Source organism: Flectobacillus longus (assembly GCF_030056705.1).
GTDB lineage: Bacteria > Bacteroidota > Bacteroidia > Cytophagales > Spirosomataceae > Flectobacillus > Flectobacillus longus.
Map to the genome: position 1 here is coordinate 152,758 of NZ_JASHIC010000010.1, position 19,799 is coordinate 172,556.

The 19,799-nt window shown below is 37.3% G+C and carries 15 protein-coding genes; 9 read left to right on the forward strand and 6 right to left on the reverse strand.

Going from position 1 to position 19,799, the window contains the following annotated elements; genetic code table 11:
• Window positions 1-302: 302 nt before the first annotated feature.
• The 6 genes from gyrB to QM491_RS08685 all read left to right on the forward strand — a co-directional run bounded on the left by gyrB (window position 303) and on the right by QM491_RS08685 (window position 7,768).
• A complete protein-coding gene (gene gyrB, locus QM491_RS08660; RefSeq protein ID WP_283327102.1) occupies window positions 303-2,264 on the forward strand; it encodes a DNA topoisomerase (ATP-hydrolyzing) subunit B in 1,962 nt (653 codons plus the stop codon).
• A gap of 265 nt (window positions 2,265-2,529) precedes the next feature.
• Window positions 2,530-3,375 carry a helix-turn-helix domain-containing protein gene (locus tag QM491_RS08665; RefSeq protein ID WP_283327103.1) on the forward strand — a complete coding sequence of 282 codons (846 nt, stop codon included), beginning with the start codon at window positions 2,530-2,532 and terminating at the stop codon, window positions 3,373-3,375.
• A gap of 152 nt (window positions 3,376-3,527) precedes the next feature.
• Window positions 3,528-4,079 (forward strand): YbhB/YbcL family Raf kinase inhibitor-like protein, encoded by a 552-nt coding sequence (locus tag QM491_RS08670; RefSeq protein ID WP_283327104.1) that lies wholly within the window; start codon window positions 3,528-3,530, stop codon window positions 4,077-4,079.
• Between the two features lie 546 nt (window positions 4,080-4,625).
• Window positions 4,626-4,805 (forward strand): hypothetical protein, encoded by a 180-nt coding sequence (locus QM491_RS08675; RefSeq protein ID WP_310589559.1) that lies wholly within the window; start codon window positions 4,626-4,628, stop codon window positions 4,803-4,805.
• Between the two features lie 48 nt (window positions 4,806-4,853).
• Window positions 4,854-7,166 carry a polyphosphate kinase 1 gene (gene ppk1 / locus QM491_RS08680; protein WP_283327105.1) on the forward strand — a complete coding sequence of 771 codons (2,313 nt, stop codon included), beginning with the start codon at window positions 4,854-4,856 and terminating at the stop codon, window positions 7,164-7,166.
• Between the two features lie 65 nt (window positions 7,167-7,231).
• Window positions 7,232-7,768 (forward strand): class I SAM-dependent methyltransferase, encoded by a 537-nt coding sequence (locus tag QM491_RS08685; RefSeq protein ID WP_283327106.1) that lies wholly within the window; start codon window positions 7,232-7,234, stop codon window positions 7,766-7,768.
• 45 nt (window positions 7,769-7,813) lie between these two features.
• Here QM491_RS08685 and QM491_RS08690 read toward each other — a convergent pair whose 3' ends face one another.
• Window positions 7,814-8,191: a rhodanese-like domain-containing protein gene (locus tag QM491_RS08690; RefSeq protein ID WP_283327107.1), complete on the reverse strand. Its 378-nt coding sequence runs from the start codon at window positions 8,189-8,191 to the stop codon at window positions 7,814-7,816.
• Window positions 8,192-8,359: 168 nt separating this feature from the next.
• The gene (locus QM491_RS08695; RefSeq protein ID WP_283327108.1) at window positions 8,360-9,196 is read right to left on the reverse strand and encodes a glycoside hydrolase family 16 protein; all 837 of its coding nucleotides are present in this window, start codon (window positions 9,194-9,196) and stop codon (window positions 8,360-8,362) included.
• Between the two features lie 472 nt (window positions 9,197-9,668).
• Here QM491_RS08695 and QM491_RS08700 point away from each other — a divergent pair, with 472 nt between their 5' ends.
• The gene (locus QM491_RS08700) at window positions 9,669-10,007 is read left to right on the forward strand and encodes a hypothetical protein (RefSeq protein ID WP_283327109.1); all 339 of its coding nucleotides are present in this window, start codon (window positions 9,669-9,671) and stop codon (window positions 10,005-10,007) included.
• A gap of 109 nt (window positions 10,008-10,116) precedes the next feature.
• Here the strand turns inward: QM491_RS08700 and QM491_RS08705 are convergent, their stop codons facing one another.
• Window positions 10,117-12,114 carry a c-type cytochrome gene (locus tag QM491_RS08705; protein WP_283327110.1) on the reverse strand — a complete coding sequence of 666 codons (1,998 nt, stop codon included), beginning with the start codon at window positions 12,112-12,114 and terminating at the stop codon, window positions 10,117-10,119.
• 123 nt (window positions 12,115-12,237) lie between these two features.
• Window positions 12,238-14,034 (reverse strand): 3-keto-disaccharide hydrolase, encoded by a 1,797-nt coding sequence (locus QM491_RS08710; RefSeq protein WP_283327111.1) that lies wholly within the window; start codon window positions 14,032-14,034, stop codon window positions 12,238-12,240.
• A 192-nt stretch (window positions 14,035-14,226) separates the two neighbouring features.
• On the opposite strand from QM491_RS08710, the gene QM491_RS08715 reads away from it, so the two are divergent.
• Entirely contained in the window at window positions 14,227-14,721 is a 495-nt protein-coding gene (locus QM491_RS08715; RefSeq protein ID WP_283327112.1) for a gamma carbonic anhydrase family protein, read from the forward strand.
• 175 nt (window positions 14,722-14,896) lie between these two features.
• On the opposite strand, the gene QM491_RS08720 is transcribed toward QM491_RS08715, so the two are convergent.
• Both QM491_RS08720 and QM491_RS08725 read right to left on the reverse strand, forming a co-directional pair.
• Window positions 14,897-16,135 (reverse strand): NupC/NupG family nucleoside CNT transporter, encoded by a 1,239-nt coding sequence (locus QM491_RS08720; protein WP_283327113.1) that lies wholly within the window; start codon window positions 16,133-16,135, stop codon window positions 14,897-14,899.
• A 178-nt stretch (window positions 16,136-16,313) separates the two neighbouring features.
• A complete protein-coding gene (locus QM491_RS08725) occupies window positions 16,314-16,856 on the reverse strand; it encodes a YfiT family bacillithiol transferase (RefSeq protein WP_283327114.1) in 543 nt (180 codons plus the stop codon).
• Window positions 16,857-18,535: 1,679 nt separating this feature from the next.
• Here QM491_RS08725 and QM491_RS08730 point away from each other — a divergent pair.
• On the forward strand, window positions 18,536-19,708 hold the full coding sequence (locus QM491_RS08730; RefSeq protein ID WP_283327115.1) for a pyridoxal phosphate-dependent aminotransferase: 1,173 nt from the start codon (window positions 18,536-18,538) through the stop codon (window positions 19,706-19,708).
• Window positions 19,709-19,799 lie beyond the last annotated feature (91 nt).

Below are 19,799 nucleotides of genomic sequence, written 5' to 3' on the forward strand. Positions count from 1 at the left end.
AATGGCCTTTTTTTAGGCTTTTAAAGCCCTTAAAATGCCGTTATTTGTAGGTAAAGCAATACTTTTTTCGTATTTTTACGTTTTAAAGCAAAATTTCAAAGAAAGTGACTTGTAATCCTTACAGATTCTTAGCATACAAACCCACAAATTACTCTGGTTTTTAATCGTTGCCCAAGTCCACTCAAGGAAGCACATCATACTTCCTTTACTTTCTGGTACGTTTTATCATTAACAAACTGTAATTTATAAAAAGCTACGCATGCTAATTGCGCCCTAATTAAAGTAACAACTTCAAAGAAGATATGTCAGAAATTCAAGAAACAATCGACAACAAAGCAAACTATGGTGCCGACAATATCCAAGTTCTAGAGGGTTTAGAGGCAGTACGTAAACGCCCATCCATGTATATTGGTGATACGGGTATTAAGGGACTTCACCACCTAATTTGGGAAGTTGTAGATAACTCAATTGATGAGGCTTTGGCGGGTCATTGTGATACAATCAAAGTAACTATCAATGTTGACAACTCGATTACAGTAGAAGATAACGGTCGTGGTATTCCTACGGGAATGCACTCTAAAGAGAAAAAGTCTGCTTTGGAGGTTGTAATGACAGTATTACACGCAGGGGGTAAGTTCGATAAAGATACCTACAAAGTATCTGGTGGTTTGCACGGTGTGGGTGTATCTTGTGTGAACGCCTTGTCTACCGACTTGAAAGTAACAGTATATCGTGAAGGAAAAATTTTCCAACAAGAATATAAAATTGGGGTGCCTCAATACCCTGTAAAAGAAGTAGGTATTGCTGACCGTACAGGTACAACCGTACATTTCAAACCAGACGATACGATTTTTACGGTTACAGAATACAAATACGAAACTGTAGCAAACCGTTTGCGTGAGCTTTCGTTCTTGAATGCAGGTATCAAAGTATATTTGACCGACCTTCGTGACTTGGATGAAAACGGTGCGCCAAAATCAGACGAATTTTTCTCTGAAGGTGGTTTGCGTGAGTTTGTGACTTATTTGGACTCTACTCGTGAACGTTTGATTGCAGAGCCAATCTATATGGAGGGCGACAAAAATGGCGTTCCTGTACAGGTGGCTATGATGTACAACACTTCGTATTCAGAAAACGTTGTGTCGTATGTAAACAACATCAATACAATCGAAGGTGGTACTCACGTAGCGGGTTTCCGTGGTGCGTTGACTCGTACTTTGAAAAACTATGCAGATAAATCAGGTGCTTTAGATAAACTAAAAATTGATATTGCTGGTGATGACTTCCGTGAAGGTTTGACGGCCGTAATCTCAGTAAAAGTAGCTGAACCGCAATTTGAAGGTCAGACGAAAACAAAATTAGGTAATGGTGAAGTTTCGGGTGCGGTATCAGCAGCTATGTCTGATATGCTTGAAACTTGGTTGGAGGAGCACCCAAAAGAGGCTCGTCAAATCGTTGCTAAAGTTATCTTGGCGGCACAAGCTCGTCATGCAGCTCGTAAGGCTCGTGAAATGGTACAGCGCAAAACGGTATTGGGTGGTAACTCATTACCAGGTAAATTGGCTGACTGTTCGGATAGTGATCCTGCTACTTGCGAATTGTACCTTGTAGAAGGGGACTCAGCAGGTGGTACGGCAAAACAAGGTCGTAACCGTGCTTTTCAAGCAATTTTGCCTTTGCGTGGTAAAATCTTGAACGTAGAAAAAGCGCAAGAATATAAAATTTACGAAAACGACGAAATCAAGAATATGATTACGGCACTTGGCGTAAGTTTTGGTAAAGATGGCGATGAACGTGCTTTGAATATCGAAAAGTTGCGTTACCACAAAATCATTATCATGACCGATGCCGACGTCGATGGTTCTCACATTCGTACTTTGATTTTGACGTTCTTCTTCCGTTATATGAAAGATTTAGTTGACAATGGATATATCTACATTGCTCAACCTCCTTTGTATTTGGTGAAAAAAGGTCAACAATCACGTTACTGTTGGACTGAACCACAACGTGATATTGCAATTCGTGAATTGGGTGGTGACAAAGAAAGTTCAGTGGGTGTACAACGTTACAAAGGTTTGGGTGAAATGAACGCCGAACAGCTTTGGGAAACAACCATGAACCCAGATACTCGTACTTTGAAGCAGGTAACAATCGAGTCGGCAGCAGAGGCAGATCACTTGTTCTCGATGTTGATGGGGGATGAAGTAGCTCCACGTCGTGAATTTATCGAGAAAAATGCGAAATATGCAAAAGTAGATGTTTAGGCATCTTGCTATTTAGTGAGTTGTGATTGAGTGATTATTTTTTATAATTTTTACTCGTAGAGATGCAATATTTTGTGTCTAAAGCTTATAAACTATCTGCTAAAATATTCTATTAAAAAGGCGGTCGGAATTGGTTTTTCGATCGCCTTTTTAATATATACCATAGATGAATCGGCTTAAGACGCAAAATATTGCGTCTCTACTGGTGGGATACAGTTTTTTAAAAAATCACTCAATCACTCATCCACTCAATCAACAACTATCCATGCAGATAACCACGCATACCATACCACAAGATTTATTTCAGAAGGGAGATTTACCTGAATTGAATGTCTTTGATTACCATGCTGCCGAAGATCACCTTAATAGCAAAGTGACTTTGCGTCAGCATGTGATTAGTTTTTTGGTACATGGACAAAAGAAAATACATTTCTCGAACGATACCGTGGAAGTCAACAACCAATATGCTGTAGTGATGGCATCAGGCAATTGTTTGATGTCCGAGTGTTTGGGCGATAGTAATTCTTATCAGAGTGTGTTGTTATTCTTTTCGCCAGAAAACGTATCTAACTTTTTTCTGAAATACCCTCAGTTTGTTCGAGCGAAAGTGGAGGGACAAAATGCTTTTTTTGTCTTAGAGCAAGATAACTACATTCAGCATTTAGTTGCATCGTTGAGGTTATATCTGCAAAAGCCTCAGTTGCTCAATTCGGCTATATTGACCTTAAAATGGGAAGAAATTATGCTTTATTTGATAGACAAATATGGCGACGCATTTGTGGTGTTTCTTCAAGGTTTATTACATAATCAGCAAGAAGTTTCGTTTAGAAAAGTCATAGAAGATAATCTTTACACCAATCTCAATTTAGAGGAACTTGCTTTTTTGTGTAATATGAGCTTATCGACATTTAAGCGACATTTTACGAGTATTTATCATGAAAGCCCTGGTAAATGGTTGCAAGCCAAACGCCTTGAGCGTGCCAAAGAGATATTGAGTCAAGGAGAAATGAAAGCCTCGGAAATATATCAGCTGTTTGGCTATGAGAATTTATCTAATTTTAGTGCAGCGTTCAAACATCAGTTTGGTATCAGCCCAAGACAAATAGCTTGACTTGACCTTTTTTCATAAGTAATTAAGCTAAAAACAATACCAACTCCTTATCGAAATCAAGTAATTTTGTTCTGTACAAAAGGGTATGAGCTTTTGAGATCTTTTCAATAGCTCAAAATATGTTTTTTCTTATCATTTAAAACCTTATTAATATGTTACGCTCAAAATTACTACTTACTATTGCCTTAGTTCTAACAGCATTTATAGGTACGAATGCACAAACTTTTACCTTAAAAAGCAACGATATTGGTGGACAATTCACCAAGAAACAAGAGTTTAACGGTTTCGGATGTAGTGGTGAAAATGTTTCACCGCAATTATTGTGGGAAAATGCTCCAGAAGGAACAAAGAGCTTTGCCATTACGGTATATGACCCAGACGCCCCAACAGGAAGTGGATTTTGGCATTGGGTAGTTTTTGATATCCCAGCCAATGTAAAAGAATTAAAATCAGGTGCAGGTGACTTGACAAAAGGATTGGCTCCAAAAGGAGCTATCCAAAGTGTTACTTCGTATGGAGCTAAAGGTTTTGGAGGAGCTTGTCCACCAGTAGGGCATGGTTTTCACCAATATATTTTTACAATTCATGCTTTGAAAACAGATAAATTGGGCTTAGATGAAAATACGAATCCTGAAATTGTAGGGTTCTATTTGTGGCAAAATACCTTGGCGAAAGCGTCTATCGTGTCTTACTACAAAAGATAGGAAAGCTTCGAAAGCGAGAAAATCAACAGAATTATCTTGACAGTTTATCAAAAAAGGCGTTCGAAAGCTCATTTCGAACGCTTTTTTGATACTATACCTCAAAACGAATCCATCTTTAGCCGCAAAACATTGCGTCGATACGGGTGTTAATCATATAAAAATAATCGCTCAACCACCATTCACTCAATCAGGAGAGACTCATGGCTTTGATGTTTATTTGAAATAGAGCGAGGAGCAATCTTTTTTAATACAATTTTGAAATAAAGTAATCTATCAATAAGTTATAGTTTGAGAAAGGGTACAAAACTGACTTTAAAAAAATGAGTCGCAAAAGCCTTATCTATGTCAGATATACCTCTCTATCGGCGATAGAATCATATTTTTTCTACAATAGGATAAACATTTCGCTCCATAAATTTTTTAAAAGGCTTGGCATTTGTTAATTTAACGTTTTGTTAATATTACAATGAATGATAAACCTTAAATTTGTCTATTCCACCATTTATAATGTCAGAATTTAATTTTAAACAATTTCACATTCGATCAATGAATGCCTCTTCGGCTGAGGAAAGAGCTACAATAAACCAAGAATTGAAGGATTTGTACGCTTCTTTATCTCCAGAAGATCAAAAGGAGTTTAATGCACAATTACAAACCTTTTTGGTAAAAGAAATGGGTCGTTTACGTTCTGATTATGAAGCAATTAAAGGTGGTATGCAAGAATAAAATAGCAAGGTTTTCGTTAAGGTTTTATAGTATAACCTCTGAAAATTTATGCAACGACTAAGAAGAAAATATCGTAAACGCGGTGAAATAGGTTCTCTAGTCGAGAATCTTTTTTCATTTTTGGGTAATTTTATGAATACGAAACAAACACCAGAGGAAAAACGTCGTCTTGAAAAAGTCATAAATCGCTCTTATGACGTTATAGAGAAGTCGGATTATATCAGCCGAGATTTGAGTTGGTTAAAATTCGATGAAAGGGTATTAGACCAAGCACGAGATTCAAGAAGAAATGTATTTGACCGACTGAAATTTTTAGCAATCACGGCTTCAAATCTTGACGAGTTTTTTTCGATTAGAGTTGGTTCTTTGTATAACTATATCGACTTTGGTAAAGAGCGCAGCGACTATTCTGGTTTGAGAGAAATCCCATTCAAAAAAACTTTGATGGCTGCTACTCAGGCTTTTGTCCAAGAAAAACAACGCCTTTATAAAGAAGAAATCGTACCACTATGTACTGAAAACGGCTTTAGAATTATTAAGATTGGTGATTTGTATTCTGAAGAACTTGAAAAAGTAACGGATTACTTCAATCGCACGATATATCCAATGCTAACCCCAATGGTGTTTGACCAGACGCATACTTTCCCAAGTTTGCTGGCAAAGACACTGATTTTTGGGGTGGTTACTCGCATACCCTCTGGCGAAATTGATTTTATTAAAAACGAACCTCTTAAAGGTGGTGAAAATAGTAAAATCAGCTTTGTACAAATCCCACAAAACCTTAAACGTTTTTTTGTTTTTGAACGTGAAGACGAAATCGTTTTCTTCCCTATCGAAGAGATTATTCGTCACGAAATGTGGAAACTCTACAAAAATGTAGAAATCGAATCGATTGCCCTTTTCCGTATTACTCGTAATGGAGATTTTGATGTAGTTGAACACGAAGATTCGGAAACAGACTTTATCGACGAAATCAAAAAGAAAATCAAGGATCGTCGTTTGGGGCGTGTAACCCGTATCGAAATCGAACCTGATTGCTCACCATGGATGCTCGAAATGATGATGAAACGTTGGAAGCTGGAAAAAGATGGTGTTTTCTACAATGGAAACCTCATTGATTTTACGGCTTTTTGGCAAATTATCAAATATCCAGAATTTAAAGGCCGTTTAATTCAGCAACATCCAGCGGTGCCTCCACTAGGTTTATCTACAGTAAAACAGGCTGATATTTTTGAGACAGTACGCCAAGGCGATATTTTGATGCACCATCCGTACAACAATTTTGAACCTGTTTTGCAATTGCTCGAACAGGCTGCTGACGACCCACAGGTTTTGGCAATTAAGATTACGTTGTATCGTATTTCCAAAAACTCACGTATTGCCGATGCACTCCTTCATGCTGCCGAAAATGGTAAACACGTTTCTGTATTGTTTGAGGTAAAAGCTCGTTTTGATGAAGAAAACAACATTCGTGAAGCATTGCGCCTTCAAAATGCTGGCTGTTTTGTGATTTATGGTATTCCTGGTTTGAAAACACATACAAAGCTTTTGCAGGTAATTCGTTCTGAAGGTAATCAAGTAGTAAGTTATGCGCACTTGTCGTCGGGTAATTATAATGAAGATACGGCAAAACTTTATACTGATATTGGATTGTTGACAACCAATGAAGTAATTACACGTGATATTTCGGAATTTTTTAATGTAATCACGGGACATTCACAGCCTCACAGTTACAAATATTTGATTACGGCACCTCGTGAGATGCGTAACAAATTGGTGGAAATGATTCGCAATGAGGCCAAAAATGCTCAAGCAGGTTTGCCTAGCGGTATTTGTATCAAGATTAACTCTTTGCAGGATAAAATCACCATTGATGAGTTGTACAAAGCCTCTCAAGCAGGTGTACCAATACAGCTAATTGTGCGTGGCATTTGTTGTATTCGTCCTGGTCGAAAAGGTTTGTCAGACAATATCAAAGTACGCTCAATTGTAGGGGATTTCTTAGAGCACACTCGTGTATATTATTTCCACAACAATGGTAACCCGAAGGTATATGGAGGTTCTGCCGACGTAATGGTGCGAAGCTTTGACCGTCGTATTGAGTCGCTATTTGAGTTGGTAACCAACCAAGTAAGACAACAAGCTATCCATATTTTACAATGTAACTTGCGTGACAATGTTAATACTTATGAGATGCAAGAAGATGGTTCTTATAAGCACTTAGCCAATCCTGAAGATTTAGGAATAGAGCCTTTTGACATTCATAAGGTATTCTTTAATGTAAAAATAGAAGATGTCATGAAAGCTCGTTTGTTTGCTGAAACAACAGAGCCAGAACATATAGAGTTAGAAAGTATTTAATCTAATTTTTCCAGAAAAACCAGCACGACCCTCATTTCGGTGAGGGTTTTGTGTTTTTAGAAATAATGAAAAAATCTTTTGACGCATATCAGTTAAAGGCAGGTGATGTTATTGCTTCTATAGGTGCCGCCTCTGGCGTTTGGGAAATAGGCTTGGCAGGAATGCAATCTGGCTTGACATTTTATATTCAGGATATAGATGAATATAGTTGTAATGAAGAAGAAATAGCCTATACAAAAGCTTATTGGGAACGTCAGATTGGTCGAAAAATAAATGGTACATTTTATGCTGTAGTTGGAACACCACAAAAAACAAATCTACCTAAAGATACCTTCGATAAGGTATTAATCATTAACGCTTTTCATGAATTTCAATATCAAGAAGTAATATTGTTAGAAATAGCTCAAATTCTTAAATCAACAGGAAAGCTTATTATTGAAGAGGAAATAGCCTTAGAACAAGGACAAGTACACGAAGGATGTGGATTACCTCTTTTTTCAGAAACTCAACTTGTAAATCTACTAGACGCAAATCAATTTGCATTAAAGACTGTCGTTGAGAAAGAAAGATATTTAAAGGTATTCGTTTTTGAAAAAAAATAGATTTAGAGTAAAAATGTGGTATGTACTATCGTATCAAATTGGGTCTTAATGTAGACCTTCTTTGAGTAAGTCTTTGTATCCGCCCTTAAGATTATAAATTTTTTTGAATCCATACTCCTTCAAAAGTTCGGCTATTTCAGAGCTTCTTCCGCCAGTTGCGCAATACAGCAATACGGGCTTGTCTCTGTCTAGAGTTTCAATTTTTTCTAAAATATCAGGGTCAAAATAATCAATACATTTAGCTGATGTGACTTTCCCTTCTTTCCATTCTTGGGGAGTTCGCACATCAATGATTTGTATATCAGGATTACTTTTGACTATGTCCGCAAATTCATGAGGACTTACATTGAGGTTTTCCTCAACGACACAGCCTGTCAGAAATGTGGCACAACTGATGAAGTATAATACAAGTAAATGTCTCATAAATGGTTAAATAGTGATTTTGTTGCAAGTTATAGTGATTAGAGGAGTTTTGACAATATTAAATTTTAGAAAGTCATTAGAGTTTTGATATTACTGAAAAATTCGAGTGAACCTAAGCATTTTTTTTAGCCGAAGACCTTATGATAAACTTATGAGTTGTATAATTGTCTATTTTTTTCTTGTAATAGACTTTAACGGATAAACTCTCACGTAGTCTATCTCCATACGCTGAGGAAAAATACTTTCATCTATGCCTTTAAGTCCGCCCCATCCTCCGCCTATAGCAATGTTTAGCAATAAATGAAAAGGCTGGTCAAAAGGGTAGTCTTCCCATTTGTTACTCACTTTCGGAAAAGATAGAACCAATTCATTATCGATAAATGCTTCTATTTTATCGGGCGTCCAATCAATGTGGTAGGTATGAAATGCGGAGTGAAAATCGGCTAGTTTTCTATTGCCAGATGGCTGAGTACCCTTATTTTGATTAAAGTTTTTGGTATGTAATGTAGTATGTACACGTCCAGGGTCGTAACCAACATGCTCCATTATATCGATTTCGCCATTATTAGGAAGGTAGTTTTTATCATAAATGGGATTAGTTGCTAGCATCCAAATAGCAGGCCATGTACCTCTTCCTATTGGTAATTTGGCCCTAATTTTAAATCTTCCATAAAGAAAATCTCCTTTGCCTTTGGTAACCAAGCGAGCCGAAGTGTAGGCATTATCATTCAGTCTTTCTTTATGAGCTTCAATAATCAGAATTCCGTTTTCGATACGAGTATTTTTAAGGTTTTTTTCTGTATAATATTGCAGTTCATTATTGCCCCAACCATGACCACCCACATCATAATTCCACTTGGTGGAGTCGGGAAGTCCGTTCTTATTAAACTCGTCAGCCCACGAAGGTTTTGAGGCAAATTGATAAGTTGTTGTTGGCGTGTTTTGTCCCAAAGACCAAAATTGTAAGCAAATACATAGCTCAGTGAATACATGGCTTTTTTTCATAGTTTACCGATTAATGTATTGATAATAAGTATTTTATTAGAAAATCTGATAGATACCCAATTAAAGATATTTTATATTAATATTTTAATATAAAATTAGAAAAATTACATTTTGTTGACGCTATTTTGAATGATTTCTTGCATTGAAACAGTAAAATTTCTATATTTAATATAAGGAGTTGAGATAATTATAACAAACAAAAGCATACTCAATAATTCAACCTCCTATTATATCGAACTGCTAACGCATAGTATTAATGAATACTTTCTAAAGTTCGAAAAACACCTTGATGGTAAGTTTATTTACCGAGTATTTCCTTTCCCTACTTGACGAACATAGCTTGTTATTTTAGAAGTAAACTATGTGATTGTTATAGCCAAAACCAATATTCTTTCTAGAAATTACCTCTATTGTCTCTCAAAATTGAGAGGCATAAATTTATATTGTTCAATTTAAACCTAAATACTCTATCATGACTGATATTCACGATTTTTTCAAACGTACATTTCCAGATGCTTTAATTGCCAATCCAAGTGTTGCATCGTTACATCCGATGAAGCTTCGTTTAATTATCCACGGCGAACGAGAAGGAGAATGGATAGTTGATACGACAGGTGTACCAACATGCTATGCAGATTCTTCAGAATATTGTGAAAACTCGATTAATATGTCATATTCGGCATTCCAGAGTTTTATCAAAGACCCAATAGGTTTGGCATCGTCGTATGCTTCGGAGGGTCTGATAAAAGTAAATGGACGCTTGAATCTGCTTTCGCACTTTTCAAAGTTATTTAAAGTAGTAAAAAAATAGGGTATAGGCAATGTGTCACTAGTTGTGATAAATTGAATACCTTTAAAAACCAAAGAGGCTGTTCCGAAGGAACAGCCTCTTTGGTTTGATTTAAGCTTTTGCCAACAAACTATTTCTTATTAAGATTGTTAATCCAAGCAGCAATTTTCTGAATATCCTTTTTTGGAACGTGGCTCATTGGTGCCATTGGCGTAGCAAAATCTGGCCAGTTTTCTGGTTTAGGTTCTGCAATCAAAGCTTCCAACTGAGCATTGGTATATTTACGTTTTGCTACTTCCGAATACGCAGGGCCTACAGCACGCTCATTTACTTTGTGACAAGCCAAACAAGTATGTTTTGACAACAATGCCATTGCCTCTTTGTCAGAAATAATTGACGATACCGCAGCAGTTTTAGCACCAGCTTTTGGTTTAGCGCTACCTTTCATACCTTCAGTACTTGGAGCCGCTTCTTTCATCTGATTGTCTGGCGTATTGGCAGCCGCACCAGCATCTACTCTTTCACGTTGAGCTCTTGTTTTTGGAGTTACCAACGTAATGTTTGCTTTTGGGCCAGTAGGAATGCTATTCAATGTATAATAAGCGCTTCCGTGCAACAATGTCAAACCGTCTTTTGCAGATTTAATACCTTCTGGCTTGATGTCGTGGATATAACCCTCACGAAGACCGTCTACTACGATTCTTACTTTCAAACCATCTTCTGACGTTTTAGCACCACGAACAGCATTGTCTTTACGATCTACGATTGGACTACCATACACTGGGTGATATTTGTAAGTATAGCTCGACACATCGTAGTTGTTTACATCTTCAGCCGTCTTTTTGTCAACTGGTGCTGTAAATTCGATTTCAAAACCATCTGGCATAGCACGAACAGCTTTCATTTCGAAAGGTGTTTTTCCTGTGTAAACCAATCTTTCTAAACCGAAATCTTCTTTACCTACAGAACCCCAACCACGGTTTGTACCACCTACATACATACCTTTGTCTGTACCCCATGACATACGCAAAACACCCGAACGGAAGCCAGAGCGGAAGTCAAAAGAAGCACCTTGGTATTGTCCGTTTACTTTTTCAAGAAATACACGAGCAATTTTTGACATACCTTGGTCACCTACAAAAAGTTGACCAGCAAATGGACCAAATGCACCGCTAGTTTCGTCAGCAATGATTTCAGAAGTAGAAACGCCCAATACACCATGAGGCAACCATACTGCTGGTGATTTGATATTCATGTTTGGATATGTCTTATGAGCCATTTCATAAATGGTAGTCATAGGCTCATTTTTCACATATTCAGGTTTTACTTTCGGATCGTCGCGAGGATCAACTTTTGAGAAAATCATATCCGCACGCATCTTTACTGGCGATTCAGGACGGCTAGCCCATTGCAATGAAGCAGGGTGACCCAAGAAATCTCCTTTTTCTACATTGGTAATAAAACCAGAACCCATCCAGTCGCCTTGGTTATCACCATAGAAAAACTCGCCATTCAACATACCAATACCGCAAGGCGAGCGCATACCAGCTGCGTAAGGTTGCATGTTACCGTCTTCGGTAATACGCATAGTCCATCCACGCCAAGGTACGAGTGATTTACCAGCCCACCAGTCTGAGTTACCAAAACCTACGTTGCCAGTTACATAAAATGCGCCATCTGGACCGATTTTTGGACCAAATGAGTACTCATGGTAGTGACCAGAAATAGGCCAAGCATATACCGTTTCATAACGTTCAGCTTTGCCGTCGCCGTTTTTGTCAACCAATTTAGTCAACTCACCACGTTGTGCACAGTAAAGACTTCCGTCTTTGTAAGCCAAGCCCAAAATTTCGTGCAAGCCACTCGCAAATTTGCGATAAACAGGCTTGGTTGATGTTGGGTTTTCGATGATGTAAACATCACCACGACGTGTTGAAACAGCAATATCGCCATTTGGTAAAGTGACCAAACCACCTACTTCAAGAACGATACCTTCAGGAATTGGTACTTTTACGATTTTATAATAATCATTTTCAGTTGGGCCATCTTGAGCAAAAGCCCCAGCACTCATACATCCTGCCAATAGGAGTGCCTTAGATACTGAGTTGAATACAGATTTTATTTTCATTGTTTTGAAAGTCAAAATTGATGTTTTTCATGCCAAAAGGTTTTCTTTTAGCTTAAAAAAGTAGTAGATCAATGTTCTAAAAAAGCATTTATATTTATAAAAAATGCCCTATCCGACTGATAATTACCACATGATAGCGTACTGTACTTTTTCTGAAGCTGGTACAGTCAATACTTTCTGAGCACCTACCGATTCGATAGTAGCACCCGAAGCCTTGATATAGTAGCTTTTGCCGTCTACTGTGTAAGTATCTTCAGCAACTTTGCTGATTTCGTTACCCAAAGCCAAACGAACTACTTGACCCGCTGGATTTTTGATACTCAAAGTACGAGTCAAATACTTGTTGTCAGTAACACGGATTTGGTCTTCTACATCGCTACCCAACATTTTATAACGGAAAGTAGGAAGGTCGTTAGCATCTAAGTCATATCCTAATGGACGATACGCAGCCGCCTCAGCAGGAACATCAGAAGAAGTACCTTTGTCAGCACTAGCTACCAATACAGGGCTGTCTGGCAAAGTTAACAATGCTCCACGTGCACGTGAAGAACCATCGCCACGGTCATCCCACATTGGAGATGTATCCAAGAAATCACCTTTCCAGATTTGAACGATAGCTCCGTTGTCTAGATCGTAAGTATAGTGCAAGTTGCTAGGGTTACCTACATTTACCGAGTGAACCACACGCTTCAATTTTTTACCTTCTTTGAAAAGATCTGTAAACGAACGGAATACGATTGATTCTTTGGCATCTAACAAAATTGGATCAGCAGGAGGTCCAGCCAACGTAGAAGCTAAACTATGATAAGCCGTTGAGCGGAAACTTGGGCCTTGTACCCACATACCTAAGATTGGAGGCATCCAACCATCAGTTTTATATACCGTAATTTCTACTGGTACTTTGCCTGCAGGCAAATCCATTTCAGCAAAACGCTTATCTCTTGAGAAAGTCCATGCATCTGGTAATAATTCTTTACCATTTACATTTACATAATATTTACCAGCAAGTTGGAATTCGAATGAATGTTTCCCTGCTTTTGGAACATCAAGGGTAGTTGTGAAGATTTGAGCAAAATCGTTAGTTTGCTTACTTACATCCCAAGAAAGGTTATTGATTGTGCCAGTAGCATCTGGTTTTTTCGAAAGGAAATCTTTTGGCTCTTTAAATTTGCCATAGAACACTTTATAAGCGATAGGTGCCATTACAGCAGGCTTGCCGCTAAGGTCAGCCACTTTGAAATTACGGAAAGCTACAGCACCGTGGTCACCTTGAATCATAAATGGACCAAGTGGAGCTTCATCTTCAGAGATAGGTCCACCTGTAGGACCAGTCAATTCTACATTTTCATGAAGAACATAACCGTTTAACCTAATAGAAATAACCTTAGCATTCGCGATTTTTTTACCAGCAGCATCAAAACGAGGTGCTTGGAAAGAAATCTGAATATGTTGCCATAAGCCTGGTGCTAAACAAGCATTGATACGTGGTGCATGACCTTCGTAAAGATATTCTTGTGGAATAAACTTACGACGTTTGTAAATACCACCGCAATCACCATAAGCAGGTTTTTTTACACCCCAACTGTCAAGCAATTGGATTTCGTAACGTCCTTGCAAATAGAATCCAGAGTTAGAGTGAGAAGCCATCATAAAGTCAAACTCTACATCTACGTCACCGTATTCGGCAGCGGATAATAAGTTTGCACGGTTGTTGGCGTCAGGGAGGTTGACCAAAATGCCTTTACCAGCCTGAGTGGTCATTGTTTCATTTTTTGTGAGGTCGGCAGTTACGTCACCAGCGATTTGCCAGTTGGCTTTACCCGTTGGCTTCCAGAATGATAAATCATTCAAAGAAACAGTCTCTTGTGCGAAGCTTCCTAAGGGCAAACACAAAGACATGACCAAAAGTAATTTTTTCATAAAAAGAGTTTTTGATATGAATAAAAATAGAAATTGGGAATTTGCCCTTAAATTTAACATTATACTTGGTATTTGTTATCCTGAAAAGCAAGAATCGGTAATAGGTTGTCGATTTATCATAATTTCTGAAAAGCTAAATACAAGTTTTGTTAGAAATGGCATAATGTCTTTTTGTAATTTAAAACAAAAACTATGGAAAAAGTATTTATTGCTCCAAATGCTTCGGTGATGGGAGATGTTACCTTCGGGAAAGGAGTATCGGTTTGGTATGGTGCTGTGATTCGTGCAGATGTGGAAATAATCATAATCGGTGACAATACCAATATTCAAGACACTTCGGTATTACATGCCGACCCGGGCGATCCTACTATTATTGGTGACTCTGTTACGGTCGGTCATGGGGCTATTGTACATGGTGCTGTAGTTGGTGACGGCTCACTGATTGGTATGCGAGCTACCGTTTTGAATAAAGCCAAAATAGGGAAAGGCTGTATTATTGGTGCACATGCGCTTGTGACAGAGAAAATGGAAATTCCTGATTATTCCTTGGCTGTAGGGGCGCCAGCGAAGGTGATTCGTCAACTTACTCCTGAACAAGCTGAAAAGATGAAGCTTGGTGCTCAACATTATGTTGATATGGCCGAACGCCATGATCGTGGAGAGTTTCCTTTGATGTCAATTGACTAATTGAGTGAATTGGAGATTGAATGAATGGTTATTTTAAGCTACTATTGACTATTAATCAAAAAAGGCGTTCGAAAAACTAATTTCGAACGCCTTTTTGATAATATATATATGCGGTATATATTAATTGTATCCTTCTGATTATGAGTCTATTCTTGTAACTGATAATAACTTTCTTTTACAACAAAAGTCCTGCTAAAGTAGCTGACAGATAACTTGCTAATGTCCCACAAATTAGTGCCTTGAAACCTAGTTTAGCTAAATCAGCACGACGACTAGGCGCTAGCTCACTAATACCTCCAATTTGGATAGCTACCGAGCTAAAGTTTGCAAAACCACATAGGGCAAAGCTGGTAATAGCAATTGTTTTTGGCGCTAAAGTATGTTGTTGCTTAATCAAGTCAAGATATGCTACAAATTCGTTTACTACCATTTTAGTACCCATCAAGGCACCCGCAGCTTCAATATCTTTGGAAGGCACACCCATTGCCCAAGCAAAAATGGCGAACAATTTACCCAAGATAAAGTTGAAACTCAACTCTGGCAAACCAATCATAAAACCAACTTTACCTAAAATTAAATCTAATAATGCGATAAGAGCAATAAAACCAATCAACATGGCGATAACGTTCATACCCACTTTTAAACCATCACTAGCACCACCAGCAATGGCATCGACTAGGTTAACGTGAGCTTTTTCAACCTTTAATTTTACTACACCTTGCGTTTCTGATTCTTCTGTTTCGGGCATTACGATTTTTGAAATCACCAAAGCCCCAGGCGCGGCCATAATACTAGCCGCCAACAAATACTGAGCAGGAACTCCCAATGCAATATAAGTAGCCATTACACCACCTGCAATACAGGCAAAACTACCCGTCATCGAAGCCAAAAGCTCCGAATTGGTCATGCCTTTAAGGTAGGGTTTAATCATAATTTGGGCTTCTACCTGTCCTACAAACGTACTTGCTACGTTCGATACCGCCTCAGCACCACTTACACCCATCAACCATTTCATGCCTTTGGCCATTACCGCAACTACACGCTGCATCAAGCCTATATGGTATAAGATATTTACTAATACCGCCACAAAAATAATCGTTGGCACTACTTTGAAAAAGAAGATAAATCCATTTTCTGGACCGAATACTTTACCCAAAAGCTCCTGCTTTACTAATGGACTAAATACAAACTCGGCACCTTTGTCTGACATTTCTAATAGGCGCTTGATTTTTTCGCCAAGCCATTGGAAAATGTTTTGACCAAGGTCAGTTTTTAAAATAAAAATAGCTAGTGAGGCTTGTAAACCTAGTCCCACACCAACTGTACGGTAGTTGATTGCCTTTCGGTTGTTCGACATCAAATAGGCGATTCCTAGTATCAATACAACTCCGATTAGTCCTGTAAAGCGTTCCATGTTTTATGTAATTAGACCGAGATTAGTGCTTAGTTTTTTAGTTGATGAATTTTGCAAAAACAGGTAAAGATAGGAAAAAACTTCTAAACCTATACGAATATATAGGTGATAGAACGCAAATAACCGTTTTGAGCAGAAAATCCCTGAAGAAATAACGTGTTTTGTTATGATACCGTTTTTACCAATTCATCCGTTTTCGCAGATCCAATATATGTGCTACATGATGACGTCCATGCCACGAATACATGCCTGCCATTACGTTCAAGGGATTGGTATGACGGGTAGCGGGATGAAATAATTGCTTATTAAAATCAGCTTTTGTCATGTTTTCCAATAACATCCCCCATCTCAAGTGTAGCGCTTCCAATAAAGCCAATGACCATTCGATAGGGGCATTTTTGCCATCATATAACTCTGCCCAAAGTTGTTCTTCGTAGGGTCTTATCGTAGGAATACTTTCTGTTAAGGCTAATTTGAATCTTGTATAGGCATTGATATGCGAGTCGGCCACATGATGTACTGTTTGTCTGACAGTCCAACCGCCAGGGCGATATGGTGTTGCTAATTGCTCTTTGTTGAGTCCTTCAACAGCATCTGTAAGCTGTTTGGGTAACCTTTTAATGTCAAGAATCCATTCTGCTAGTATAGATTCTGTGATTTCATTGGGTTTTTCGAACTGTCCAATCGGGTATTTTAGTAATTCGATATCGTCTTTTTGCATAAAGTAAAAGTTGTTTACAACGAAGTGATAGTCTTCTAGGATAGAAGGTTTCCCTAATATATCTATTTCAGTTGTAAAATAGCTATACTAAAAGTAAAAATTAAGCAATTGGTTATTTACAGGTGCTTTGATAAAACTATAAAAGTGCAATTTATAATTTTTACCGTTGTTGAGCAGTAACTATATGGTAACTATCTTAAGTACAAATGCTTATGGCGGTATTGAAGGTGATAATACTTTTTGATTTTTGATGAAAAATACTCGACTGATGGTTTTGTATTATAAATTCTTCGAATAATTTAATTTCAAAAATTAACATATATGTCAATTCAAAGAATAAATTGAAAAACGTATAAAATTTTGAAATTATATTTTGATTTTTATAATTTTTTTGTAAAATAGTATATGCTTTTTTCGAAAACACAAAATATAATATTGATTTTGGAAAAGTATTTAAAATAAATAAACGTACCTGTTAAGTATTATTTCTTAGACCAATTATATCGTTCAAATAATCTCCAGATTGCTACAATGTATAAAATTTACCTATTAATCAAGTGGAACCCGTCCTCAATGTTACTTGCATTAATAGTTTTCAAAATAAAGTTTTTTCTATAAATCAGTACCATATCAAAATCAGTATTCACCCTTAAAAAACACGTTATGAAACATTTAGACAAATTGCCTCCAGTGGTGTTAATTATGTTATTTGTTTTGTTGACATTGGTTAGTGCTTAATAAGTAATGCCATGGTCTTCGAAACACTGCGATAATCCTTCGCTTATAACATGCAACGCCTTGTTTATGACAGATGATTGGTGTAATTATCTGGAAATCTCACATTATTTAAACCCATTTTATAAAATTTACTTGATTACAATCTTATCAGCTTTTGCCGAGCTACATAGTTAATAGACCTGTGAAGTTTTATTTTACAGGTCTTTTTATTGTTATTGAGTTTAGCTCATTTGTTGCATTGATTCTAGCCAACTGTCTTCAAGACGCATAAAACGATAAAATATAGCTATGTATCAAAATAAAGAAATTGTGTTATCGATGCCCGCCTTTATTTCCCTCTTTAGCTTTAGTATATAGACTATGTGGGTCAAAAAAATATTCAAATAGTACAATATTTGCATTTTCTTACGCCTCAAAATATCTTCTAATTATTGTTTTGATTTAATCCTATTTTTGTTAATTTTACATAAATGAAAAGATATATGCTATTTTTCTAAACCTATTTTTTGATTTTATTTAAAAATTTAGCAAAAAATAAGTTTAATTTAATGCAATTTTTGTAATTATTGATAAATTTGTATTATTGAAAAAGTGCTATATGCTGTTTCATTTTTTTCCCTTAACTATCAAATTATAATCAACAAGCTAGAGCCGTACTCCATCCTTTGTTTCACTACTAACTAAGACGTGTTATGAAAACAGTACTCAAACTCTCAGACTACCTTAAAATGTTGTTGGCAGCAATCGGTGCCTATTTTGGTGCATGGATTTTAGCCTAATGCTTGTTCATGTTGTTTGTGAGTATTCTAGAAGGGCGTCCTTCGCAATTTTCTGCTTATTCGACTTTCTAGGATACTCTCACAACAGTTGTTAAAATACTGCTTTACTTTTTCATAAATAGACTATCATTACGCAAATCACTTCAAAAACAACGTCTTACCATGTCATTCAATATCAATCGCCGTGATTGGCTCAAAAAAAGTCTTATAGCCACCGCAGGTTTGGGCGTAGCTTCAACCTATATCCAGCGTGCACAAGCAAATCCTCTTGTAAGAAGAGAATTGCAAATGAGCTTGTCACCAGATTTTCAGTTAGAAAAATCACTGATAGGAATCAACCCTCCCGTGGTTATGAAGGCTCGTTTGGGTGCTAATGAAAATCCTTGGGGGCCTTCGGCAAAAACTAAGGAGGCATTGATTGAGGCTGTTGGTGCATCAAATCGCTATGGTATGCAGAGTCGCTCGGCGTTGATTAAGTTGATTGCAGAGAAAGAAGGTGTACCAGAAAGTCATATTTTATTGGGTGCTGGTTCTTCTGAGTTGTTGACAGCATCGATGGTAGCTTATGGTTTGAAAGGAAAGATTATTTGTGGTGACCCATGCTACATTTCAGGTAATGAAGAAAAGATCCCGATGGAGAAAGTGCCATTGACCAAGGATTTTCAATATGATTTGGATGCTATTGCAGGTCGTTTAAACGGCTCACAAAGTTTGGTGTATATCACAAATCCTAATAATCCAACAGGGGCGATTTTGCCAGCTGACCAACTAACAGCATTTATCAACAAAGTTTCTGACAAAACACCAGTTTTGGTGGATGAAGCTTATATCGATTATGCCAAAAATCCTAAAACAGATTGTATGGTAGCATCAATTAATGCAGGTAAAAATGTATTGATTTTGCGTACCATGTCTAAGCTTTATGCTTTTGCTGGTTTGCGTGTGGGATATGCCATTGCCAAACCTGAAATCTTAAAAACAATTGCACCATATTGCTCTGGAGGTTTTGATATTTCGGTTCCTTCTTTTGCAGCAGCAATTGCAGCGTTAAAAGACACAGATTTTCAACAATTGACCTTAACTAATACTGCCGAGTCAAAGAAATATCTGTATGACTTCTTGACCAAGGCTGGTTATAACTACGTTCCTTCTTCAGCCAACTTTGTATTGTTCCCAATCAAAATGAAAGGACAAGACCTCATGAGCAAACTTATGGCTGAGGGCGTTATGGTAAGAAGATGGGAATTTGACCACCAACATTGGTGCCGTGTTTCGATTGGAACCATGGACGAAATGAAGGCATTTACTGAAGCTTTCTCGAAAATCGCCTCTTAGATAATTGATAAAAGTCACCGATTTGGATTGTTGAGTAACCAGTTGATTTTCTTATTTTTAATATTTTTTTCTAATAAAAAATCAAAGATTG

Bases quoted from the DNA above. Each gene is read 5' to 3' on its own strand.
- gyrB (WP_283327102.1), top strand. From the start codon at position 303: ATGTCAGAAATTCAAGAAACAATCGACAACAAAGCAAACTATGGTGCC.
- QM491_RS08665 (WP_283327103.1), top strand. From the start codon at position 2,530: ATGCAGATAACCACGCATACCATACCACAAGATTTATTTCAGAAGGGA.
- QM491_RS08670 (WP_283327104.1), top strand. From the start codon at position 3,528: ATGTTACGCTCAAAATTACTACTTACTATTGCCTTAGTTCTAACAGCA.
- QM491_RS08675 (WP_310589559.1), top strand. From the start codon at position 4,626: ATGAATGCCTCTTCGGCTGAGGAAAGAGCTACAATAAACCAAGAATTG.
- ppk1 (WP_283327105.1), top strand. From the start codon at position 4,854: ATGCAACGACTAAGAAGAAAATATCGTAAACGCGGTGAAATAGGTTCT.
- QM491_RS08685 (WP_283327106.1), top strand. From the start codon at position 7,232: ATGAAAAAATCTTTTGACGCATATCAGTTAAAGGCAGGTGATGTTATT.
- QM491_RS08690 (WP_283327107.1), bottom strand. From the start codon at position 8,191: ATGAGACATTTACTTGTATTATACTTCATCAGTTGTGCCACATTTCTG.
- QM491_RS08695 (WP_283327108.1), bottom strand. From the start codon at position 9,196: ATGAAAAAAAGCCATGTATTCACTGAGCTATGTATTTGCTTACAATTT.
- QM491_RS08700 (WP_283327109.1), top strand. From the start codon at position 9,669: ATGACTGATATTCACGATTTTTTCAAACGTACATTTCCAGATGCTTTA.
- QM491_RS08705 (WP_283327110.1), bottom strand. From the start codon at position 12,114: ATGAAAATAAAATCTGTATTCAACTCAGTATCTAAGGCACTCCTATTG.
- QM491_RS08710 (WP_283327111.1), bottom strand. From the start codon at position 14,034: ATGAAAAAATTACTTTTGGTCATGTCTTTGTGTTTGCCCTTAGGAAGC.
- QM491_RS08715 (WP_283327112.1), top strand. From the start codon at position 14,227: ATGGAAAAAGTATTTATTGCTCCAAATGCTTCGGTGATGGGAGATGTT.
- QM491_RS08720 (WP_283327113.1), bottom strand. From the start codon at position 16,135: ATGGAACGCTTTACAGGACTAATCGGAGTTGTATTGATACTAGGAATC.
- QM491_RS08725 (WP_283327114.1), bottom strand. From the start codon at position 16,856: ATGCAAAAAGACGATATCGAATTACTAAAATACCCGATTGGACAGTTC.
- QM491_RS08730 (WP_283327115.1), top strand. From the start codon at position 18,536: ATGTCATTCAATATCAATCGCCGTGATTGGCTCAAAAAAAGTCTTATA.